This is a genomic window from Streptomyces sp. SP18CS02 (genome assembly GCF_036322365.1).
GTDB lineage: Bacteria > Actinomycetota > Actinomycetes > Streptomycetales > Streptomycetaceae > Streptomyces.
This window is the reverse complement of sequence record NZ_JAQYXC010000258.1, coordinates 1-304: the sequence shown is the minus strand read 5'-3', so window position 1 is coordinate 304 and position 304 is coordinate 1. Positions and strand designations below refer to the sequence as shown.

Annotated in this window: 1 pseudogene; it reads right to left on the bottom strand. The window is 74.7% G+C overall.

What is annotated here, in order from left to right:
* Nucleotides 1-111: 111 nt before the first annotated feature.
* A pseudogene (locus tag PUR26_RS05840) lies at nucleotides 112-304 on the bottom strand (GntR family transcriptional regulator); the annotation flags it as partial.

Genomic DNA, 304 nt, shown 5'->3' with positions numbered 1-304 from the left:
GAACGGCGCTGTCCGGGCCGCTCGGCGCGGTTCGCGCGCAAGCTCCGCCTCCATCGGCGCACACGATGTCCTCGTCGGCCCCGGCCGACGCGCGTGTGTCCGGCGTCCGGGTCAGTCGTGCTTGACTCCGATCTCGTACGCGAACTCCCAGCGCACGACGGCGACGGTGATGGCGGCCCTCACGACGGGGCGGCCCGCGGGCTCGTCCAAGGTGCGTACGCGCACGGAGATCAGGACCCCGACCGAGAGGCCCACCAGGTTGCCCAGTTCCAGGCGGGCGCGGGCCGGGCGGGGCACCTCGCCG